The sequence below is a fragment of the Aeromicrobium sp. genome, from assembly GCF_036676885.1.
GTDB lineage: Bacteria > Actinomycetota > Actinomycetes > Propionibacteriales > Nocardioidaceae > Aeromicrobium.
In genome coordinates this window covers 1-8178 of record NZ_JAKFCB010000416.1, presented here as the reverse complement: position 1 = coordinate 8178, position 8178 = coordinate 1, and the positions used below count along the sequence as shown (strand labels likewise).

Genomic DNA, 8178 nt, shown 5'->3' with positions numbered 1-8178 from the left:
GGAGTTCTTCCTCGAGGACGACCTGCTCGACCTCGAGACCGTCCTGCGGGACGCGGTGGTGCTCGCACTGCCGCACAACCCGTTGTGTGGTCCGGAGTGTCCGGGACTGTGCCCCGAATGTGGAGCGCGGCTCGCGGATGATCCAGATCACACACACGGTGAGGCGATTGACCCGAGGTGGGCATCGTTGAGCCAGCTGGCGGACCAACCGGTCCCGTCGGCCGACCAGTCAGAGTCGGACACCTCGTCCGACGACAGCAAGGAGTAGATCGTGGCAGTCCCGAAGCGGAAGATGTCGCGCAGCAACACGCGTCACCGTCGTTCGCAGTGGAAGACGACCGCAACTGCGATCGTCGACTGCGCGAACCCCGCGTGCGACTCGAAGGTGCAGCCGCACCACGCGTGCACCAAGTGCGGACAGTACGGAGCTCGCGGCGAGCGTCGCCAGGTCCTCTGATCTCTGCAGCATTTGATGCTGATGGGCTCCGGCAGGTTCTCGGTGTGGAGGACCTGGATGCGGGGCTCCTTCAGCATGCCCTGACACATCGCTCGTACGCCTATGAGAACGGTGGCGTCCCCAACAACGAGCGTCTCGAGTTCCTCGGTGACTCGGTGCTGGGGCTGGTCGTCACCGACACGCTCTTCACCGAGCACCCCGAGCTCCCTGAGGGCCAGCTCGCCAAGCTCCGCGCCGCCGTCGTCAGCGCCAAGGCCCTCGCCGAGGTCGCCCGCACGCTCGGCATCGGCGATCACGTACGCCTCGGCCGTGGCGAGGAAGCCACCGGCGGCCGCAACAAGGCCTCGATCCTGTCCGACACCGTCGAGGCGCTGCTCGGGGCGATCTACGTGCAGTTCGGCATCGAACGCGCTGCCGAGGTCATCCACCGCATCTTCGACCCGGTGATCGCCGTCGCGGCCGAGCTCGGCGCCGGCCTGGACTGGAAGACGTCGCTCCAGGAGATCGCCGCCAACAACGATCTCGGCGTGCCGCACTACGTCCTCGACGGCACCGGCCCCGATCACGACAAGTCCTTCACTGCCGAGGTGCACGTCGGCGAGCGGGTCTTCACCGGCGGCACGGGTCGCTCCAAGAAGGAGGCCGAGCAGATGGTTGCCGAGATCGCATGGCGCTCCATCAGCACCGGCCTCGAGAGTTCTGTCGCCGATCCCGCCTAGGCTTCACCTGTGCCCGAGCTGCCTGAGGTCGAAGTCGTCCGCCTCGGCATCCAGGAGCACGTCGTCGGGCGCACCATCACGCACAGCGTCGTCCACGACGTACGTTCGGTGCGCCGGCACCTCCCCGGTGCGGCCGACTTCACGCACCGGCTCGAGGGCCGTACGGTCGTCGGCGCCGCGCGGCGCGGCAAGTACCTCTGGATGCAGCTCGACCATGGCGACGCCGTGCTGTGCCACCTCGGCATGAGCGGGCAGTTCCTGATCTCCGAGGCGGACGCGCCCGCACCCAGGCACCTGCGCATCGCGCTGACCCTCGACGACGGCCGCGAGCTGCGCTTCGCCGACCAGCGCATCTTCGGCGGCATGTCGTTCAGCGAGGACGGCGCAGAGCTGCCGGCCGAGATCGCCCACATCGCCCGTGACCCGCTCGACCCGCTGTTCGACGCCGCCGAGTTCGCCGCGCGGCTCCGCAAGCGCGAGACCGGCGTCAAGCGCGCGATCCTCGACCAGACCCTGATCTCCGGCGTCGGCAACATCTACGCCGACGAGTCGCTGTGGCGCACGCCGCTGCACTACGCCCGCAACACCCGGCACCTGCGCGCCCGCGAGGTCGAGGGGCTGCTGGCGCACATCGGCGAGGTCATGCTCGAGGCCCTGGCGCAGGGCGGCACGTCGTTCGACGCCCTCTACGTCAACGTCAACGGCACGAGTGGCTACTTCGAGCGGTCCCTGCAGGCCTACGGCCAGGAGGGCAAGCCGTGCCAGCGGTGCGGCACGCCGATCCGCCGCGACGCGTTCATGAACCGCTCGTCCTACTGGTGCCCGACGTGCCAGCCCCGCCCGCGCAACGGCAAGTTCTGACTCAGGTGATTCGGTAGATCTCGCGAGTCGTCTGCACGAGCTCCGCCAGTCCAACGGCAAACACCGCCGTCAGGGCGAGCCTCCCGATCCACGGCATCAGTGCTCTGGCCCGGGAGCTCAGCGCGCCGCTGAGCGCTCGTACGGCGACCCAGCCGAGCACGAGGACGGCGGCGGCCGGCGTCAGGGGGAACACCCACGGGACGAGGGGCACGAACACCAGCCAGTTCGTCGTCGTCATCGGTGTGGAGTCGTCGCGGAGCAATCGGTCGGCGAGCGGCGGCAGCGCCAACGCGTACACGAACGGCATGGCCAAGGTCAGGCCGATCGCGGCATACGTCGGTTCCAACAGGGTGAAGTCGACGCCGTCGGAGTGCACGAGGCCGGCGCCGACGACGACCGTCACGCCGACCGCGAGGCTGGCCGCCCTGAACCACGCAGGGCCGATGCGCAGGTCCCTGACGGCGAGGTAGATCCCGCCGCCGAGAACGCCGAGCAGCGTGCCGACCAGCAGCAGGTTGAGGGTCCCGTTGAGCGTGACCTGGCCCATCGTGAACCCGTCATCGCTGACAACTCCGGCATCCTCCGGGTTGAGGCTGGCAAGGAGACTCATCGCCAGGCGCCCGCCGACCCCGCCGGCCAGGAATCCCACGATCGCCCCGGCGAGACTGGCCACGGCGAGCCTGCGCAGCGCCAGGATTGCCGCGGGCCGCCATGCGTACGAGGGTTCGCTCATTGATCTGTCCTTCGGACCATGCCCCCAGGTCGCGATCATCCCACGCTGATGACAACTACGCTGACGTCATGACGTTGTCTCTCGAACCCATGTCGGCGGAGTACTTCGCGGCCTGGAACGAGCGACTCATCGTGGAGTACGCCCGCGAGAAGGTCGAAGCGGGCGTGTGGACCGAGGAGCACGCGCTGGAGCTGTCGAAGGCCGAACAGGGGACATCGCTGCCCGACGGGATGCAGACGCCTGGGCACGACTTGTTCGTCGGCACGGTCGACGGCGAGATCGTCGGCAACCTCTGGCTGTTCACCGACCCGAGCCTGCCGTCGCGCGAGACGTTCATCTACGACATCGAGATCATCAGCGAGCACCGCGGCAAGGGCCTGGGACGTGAGCTGCTGGCAGCGGCAGAGGCCTGGTGCGCCGAGCACGGCAGCATGTCGGTGCGTCTCAACGTCTTCGCCCCCAACAAGACAGCGCGAGCGCTCTACGAGTCCGCGGGATACCTCCCGACCAGCATGCACATGATGAAGCGGATCTCGCCGGCGTGACCGACGCACCCTATGGCGACGAAGCTCGCGCGCGCTTCGTCGACGAGCCGCCGAAGCGCTCCGGCCGTACGCCCTTCGAGCGCGACCGGGCGAGGGTCGTGCACTCCGCGGCGCTGCGCCGGCTGTCCGCAAAGACGCAGGTCATGGGCGCCGGCTTCGACGACTTCGTCCGCAACCGCCTGACGCACACGCTCGAGGTCGCGCAGGTGGCGCGCGAGCTCGGCAAGGCGCTGGGCTGCGATCCGGACATCGTCGACTCGGCCGCACTGGCGCACGACCTCGGCCACCCACCGTTCGGCCACAACGGCGAGGCGGCGCTCGACGAGGCGGCGCAGTCCTGCGGAGGGTTCGAGGGCAACGCCCAGACGCTGCGGATCCTCAGCCGGCTCGAGTCCAAGGCATTCGACGCCGACGGCTCGAGCGTCGGCCTCAACCTGACCCGAGCGACGCTCTCGGCGTGCGTGAAGTATCCGTGGCTCCGCGGCGAGGCCCCCGACGCCAGCGGCAAGTTCGGGGCGTACGCCGATGACCTGGCGGTCTTCGAGTGGCTCCGCGAGGGGTCGCCGCCGATGCGCCGGTCGATCGAGGCGCAGGTCATGGACCTCGCCGACGACATCGCGTACTCGGTCCACGACGTCGAGGACGGCGTCGTCGGCGGCTGGTTCGTGCTGCGGTCCGGTGAGCTCGACCGTGAGTCGATCCATGCCGTCGCACGGGACTGGTACGACCCAGGCGCCTCCGACGACCGGCTCGACGCCGCCCTCGAACGCCTCCAGGTGATGCCGGAATGGCCGACGACGTCGTTCGACGGCAGCCGCGCCGCGAGGGCCGTCCTCAAGAGCCTGACGAGTGCGCTGATCGGCCGGTTCGCACACGCTGCCGAGCTCGCGACGGTCGAGAGGTGGGGCGGCGGCCCGCTCATCAGGTTTGCCGCCGACCTCGAGGTGCCGGACGACACCCGCGACGAGATCACGGTGCTCAAGTCGATCGCCGCCCACTACGTCATGCGCTCCGACGACCGTGCCGGTCCGCTCAGCCGCCAGCGCGAGCTGCTGCTGGCCCTGGTGGAGGTGCTCGACAAGTCCGACGGCGAGGAGCTCGAGGCCGAGTTCGCGCTCGACTTCGCCAACGCCGCCGACGACGCCGCGAGGCGCCGGGTCGTGATCGACCAGGTGGCCAGCCTCACCGACGCATCGGCCCGCACGTGGGCCCTCCGTCTGCTGAATTGACGTCGCCTTGCGTCATAAGAAGTGAGGTCTCCGGACCACACTTTGTATGACGCAACTCGGCCGTGGGTGGCGGCGACTAGCATTCACCTCATGGCCGGACGCATCAAGGACGAGGACATCCAGCTCGTCCGAGAGCGCACCCGCATCGACGAGGTCATCGAGCAGTACGTGACGCTCAAGAACGCCGGCGGCGGCTCCCGCAAGGGCCTGTGCCCGTTCCACGACGAGAAGTCGCCGTCGTTCAACGTCCGGCCGTCGGTCGGGTCCTACCACTGCTTCGGCTGCGGGGCCGGTGGCGACGTGTTCCGGTTCGTGATGGAGATCGAGGGCCTGAGCTTCGTCGAGACCGTCGAGCGGCTCGCCGCCAAGGCCGGCATCACGCTGCGCTACGAGGACGGCGGCCACACCGGCCCCCGCCGCGACCCCAATCAGCGGCCCCGGTTGCTCGCGGCCCACCGCGAGGCGGGCGAGTTCTACGCCGCGGCACTCCAGAGCTCCAAGGACGCCGACGTCGGCCGCCAGTTCGTCAAGGACCGCGGCTTCGACCAGTCCGCCGCCGAGAAGTTCGGCATGGGCTTCGCGCCGCGCGGGGGAGAGGCCCTCGTCGCCCACCTCAAGTCCAAGGGCTTCACCGACGAGGAGCTCACGGTCGGTGGGCTTGCCGCCAGCGGCTCCCGCGGACTCTACGACCGGTTCCGCGGGCGCCTCCTGTGGCCGATCCGTGAGATGACCGGCGAGATCATCGGCTTCGGGGCCCGGCGCATGTTCGACGACGACCGGGTCGAAGCCAAGTACCTCAACACGTCCGAGACCCCGATCTACAAGAAGAGCCAGGTCCTCTACGGGCTCGACCTCGCGCGTCGGTCGATCTCGTCGTCGAGCCAGGCCGTCATCGTCGAGGGCTACACCGACGTCATGGCGTGCCACGTGGCCGGAGTCACGACGGCCGTCGCGACCTGCGGCACCGCGTTCGGCGAGGACCACGCGCGCATCATGCGCCGGCTCATGCTCGACCACGATGCGTTCCACGGCGAGGTCATCTTCACGTTCGACGGCGACGAGGCCGGTCAGCGGGCCGCGCTCAAGACGTTCAGCGGCGATCAGCAGTTCGTCGCCCAGACCTACGTCGCGGTCGAGCCGCGCGGCATGGACCCGTGCGACCTGCGCCTCGCCGAGGGTGATGCAGCGGTGCGCGAGCTCGTTGCCTCCCGCATACCGCTCTATCGCTTCGTCCTCGACAACATGCTGAGCAAGTACGACCTCGACCGCGGCGACCAGCGTGTCGACGCCGTACGCGAGGCGGTCTCGCTGGCGTCCGCGATCCGCGACAAGTCCAAGGTCGACGAGCTCCTGCGGGAGATCGCCGGACGCGTCGGTACCGACATCGAGCAGGTGCGTGCCGAGCACCGCAGGCGTACGACCACGACCACAACCACCAAGCCTGCGGTCGGGACGCCGGCGACGGCGACGGCTGAGCCATCCGTCGCGCCGCCCAGCCAGGTTGTCAGCTTCGGCGCCCCGCAGTTCGCCGACGAGCGCGAGGCGCTCAAGGCGATCGTGCAATACCCGCACCTCGCCCGCGAGCACGCCGACGAGCTCGACGACAACGACTTCACCCATTTCGTGTCCAAGTACCTCTGGAAGCACATCCAGGGCATGACCTGGCCGACCGGACCCGACTCCAACTGGCTGCCGAGGCTCGCCGAGTCGGTCCACGACGAGGACGCCCGTCGCGTGCTCTCGGTCGCCGCGGTCGAGCCCATGCGGGCGCGCGAGAGCAACACCGCCGCGGTCGTCGCGTCCGTGATCCTGCGGCTCCAGATGCTGACCTGCGGTCGCCGGATCACCGAGGTCAAGTCCAAGCTGCAGCGCACCAACCCGATCGAGCAGGCCGAGGCCTACAACCGCATGTTCGGCGAGCTGATCGCGCTCGAGCAGCAGTTCCGCACGCTGCGCGACCGCTCGCTCGGCATCGACTTCCCCAGCTGAGCCGCCTACGTCCGGCAGTCCACAGGCCGCCTGACCGACCCGACGGCAGGGGCGCCCGCCGTCGGAGTCTGGTGGCATGGACCGATTCGTACGCGAGCTGCTGTCGTTGCCCCCGATGGACGCGGCCGAGGAGATCGCGCTCGCCCGGCTGGCCCGGCGCGGCGACCGCGCTGCGCGCGAAGCGCTGATCACGGCGGGCATGCGGGCCGTGGCGATGCGGGCGCGGCTGCGGGGCCTCAACGGCGAGGAGCTGCGCGATGCCGTGCAGTCGGGCGCCATCGGGCTGATCCGCGCGATCGACCGGTTCGACCCCGATCGCGGTGCGCGACTCGCGACGTACGCATGGCACTGGATCGGTGCCGCGATGGCGGTCGAGCATCGCCCCGAGCAGCCGCTCGGCGACGAGGACCGGCCGGCCGCGCAGGCCGAACCGGCCGATCCGGACCTTCTCAACGGCATGTCCGACGAGCTTGCCGACGTGCTCCGTCTGCGCTTTGGCCTGGGCGATCCGCTGGCCGTCCCGATGCCTCGCCGGGTGGTCGGTGAACGCCTCGGCATGACCGTCGCCGAAGTCCGTGCCGTCGAGGCCAAGGCGATGCGACAACTCAGGAGACGACTTGCTAAAGTTGTCGACCGTGCTCCTCTTCCGGGAGGAGCCGATCCCCCATAGCTCAATTGGCAGAGCATTCGACTGTTAATCGGAGGGTTCTTGGTTCGAGTCCAAGTGGGGGAGCATCACCGCGAAACCATGTAACGCCCGCTGGAATACCAGCGGGCGTTACCTGTTTTACAGCCGATGAACCCGGATGGGCATCGCACGGCGTTGCAGCCCCTCGAACCCTTGCGCGTGTCGACGAGCTCAAACTTGGTGGGCCGCTGCGGAGTGGCGTGGCTACCACTCCGCGGCTTGGCGATAGGTTGTCACAACCGCCCACGACCGAACAGGACTCCGATGATACGAACCAAGAAGATCGCCAGCACCGCCCTCGTCAGCGCAGTAGTCACGAGCGGACTGCTCTTCGGCTCGTCGACGTCGGCTCAGGCGGACGGCGAGGGCAACCGGGTGATCGTCAGCGGATACGGCAGCTACGAGCACGTGCGGAGCCGCTGCTTCGACCAGCAGCGTGCCTACAGCTCGATGCGGGTGCGGATCACCCAGAGCTGCACGTACATCGGCCAGAACCAGAACCTCCAGTATGGCTTCGCGTTCTGGTGGACCGCGGCCTGACGCAACTCCGGCAGCACGTACTGAGCCCGTTGGACAGCAAGACCCGAGCGGCGCCGATCTCGGCGCCGTTTCGTGGTTCCAGGCAGGATTGGGCGCCGCCGGTCCGCTCGATGGTCGTCAACTCGTCCGCAGGCGGTGGCGCGAAGGACACGTGGATCGTCGGAAGCGCGTGACCTGCGGCTGCGTCAGATCAATCGCGCGGGTACGCAACGGTCGTGGACATCAAACCGACTGCCCAGATCATTCGCCCCAGGTCATCGAGAAGACCTCGAACGGCGTCGCGTGGGTGACGCCGAGGCGCGATCCGGTCGGGCGCGACATGCCCTCGAGCATCTCGGCCGGATCGAAGTTCTCCCAGCCCAGGCCGTCGATGTACGCCTTGTGGGCCTGGAGCGACTCGACGCCACGGTCGAACGT

The 8178-nt window shown here is 68.7% G+C and carries 10 protein-coding genes and 1 tRNA gene; 10 read left to right on the top strand and 1 reads right to left on the bottom strand.

The window, feature by feature from the left end; translation table 11 throughout:
- From V6M46_RS19455 to mutM, 4 genes are all read left to right on the top strand, one after another.
- On the top strand, positions 1-268 hold a 268-nt coding region (locus V6M46_RS19455; protein ID WP_332668160.1), incomplete at its 5' end, for a YceD family protein.
- A 3-nt stretch (positions 269-271) separates the two neighbouring features.
- The gene (gene rpmF, locus V6M46_RS19450) at positions 272-457 is read left to right on the top strand and encodes a 50S ribosomal protein L32 (RefSeq protein WP_056607529.1); all 186 of its coding nucleotides are present in this window, start codon (positions 272-274) and stop codon (positions 455-457) included.
- Between the two features lie 44 nt (positions 458-501).
- Complete coding sequence (gene rnc, locus V6M46_RS19445) at positions 502-1176, top strand: ribonuclease III (RefSeq protein WP_332668148.1); 675 nt, start codon at positions 502-504, stop codon at positions 1174-1176.
- A 9-nt stretch (positions 1177-1185) separates the two neighbouring features.
- Positions 1186-2037, top strand: coding sequence for a bifunctional DNA-formamidopyrimidine glycosylase/DNA-(apurinic or apyrimidinic site) lyase (gene mutM, locus V6M46_RS19440; protein WP_332668147.1), 852 nt, complete (start codon positions 1186-1188; stop codon positions 2035-2037).
- Position 2038: 1 nt separating this feature from the next.
- Here mutM and V6M46_RS19435 read toward each other — a convergent pair whose 3' ends face one another.
- Positions 2039-2770 carry a hypothetical protein gene (locus V6M46_RS19435; RefSeq protein ID WP_332668146.1) on the bottom strand — a complete coding sequence of 244 codons (732 nt, stop codon included), beginning with the start codon at positions 2768-2770 and terminating at the stop codon, positions 2039-2041.
- A gap of 68 nt (positions 2771-2838) precedes the next feature.
- Here V6M46_RS19435 and V6M46_RS19430 point away from each other — a divergent pair, with 68 nt between their 5' ends.
- From V6M46_RS19430 to V6M46_RS19405, 6 genes are all read left to right on the top strand, one after another.
- Complete coding sequence (locus V6M46_RS19430; RefSeq protein ID WP_332668145.1) at positions 2839-3315, top strand: GNAT family N-acetyltransferase; 477 nt, start codon at positions 2839-2841, stop codon at positions 3313-3315.
- On the top strand, positions 3312-4544 hold the full coding sequence (locus V6M46_RS19425; protein ID WP_332668143.1) for a deoxyguanosinetriphosphate triphosphohydrolase: 1233 nt from the start codon (positions 3312-3314) through the stop codon (positions 4542-4544). Before V6M46_RS19430 ends, V6M46_RS19425 begins: the two co-directional genes overlap by 4 nt.
- Positions 4545-4634: 90 nt before the next feature.
- Positions 4635-6533, top strand: coding sequence for a DNA primase (dnaG, locus tag V6M46_RS19420; protein ID WP_332668141.1), 1899 nt, complete (start codon positions 4635-4637; stop codon positions 6531-6533).
- A gap of 76 nt (positions 6534-6609) precedes the next feature.
- Positions 6610-7203 (top strand): sigma-70 family RNA polymerase sigma factor, encoded by a 594-nt coding sequence (locus V6M46_RS19415; RefSeq protein WP_332668139.1) that lies wholly within the window; start codon positions 6610-6612, stop codon positions 7201-7203.
- Positions 7194-7266 (top strand) — tRNA-Asn (locus V6M46_RS19410). Before V6M46_RS19415 ends, V6M46_RS19410 begins: the two co-directional genes overlap by 10 nt.
- Positions 7267-7485: 219 nt before the next feature.
- A complete protein-coding gene (locus tag V6M46_RS19405) occupies positions 7486-7761 on the top strand; it encodes a hypothetical protein (RefSeq protein WP_332668137.1) in 276 nt (91 codons plus the stop codon).
- Positions 7762-8178 lie beyond the last annotated feature (417 nt).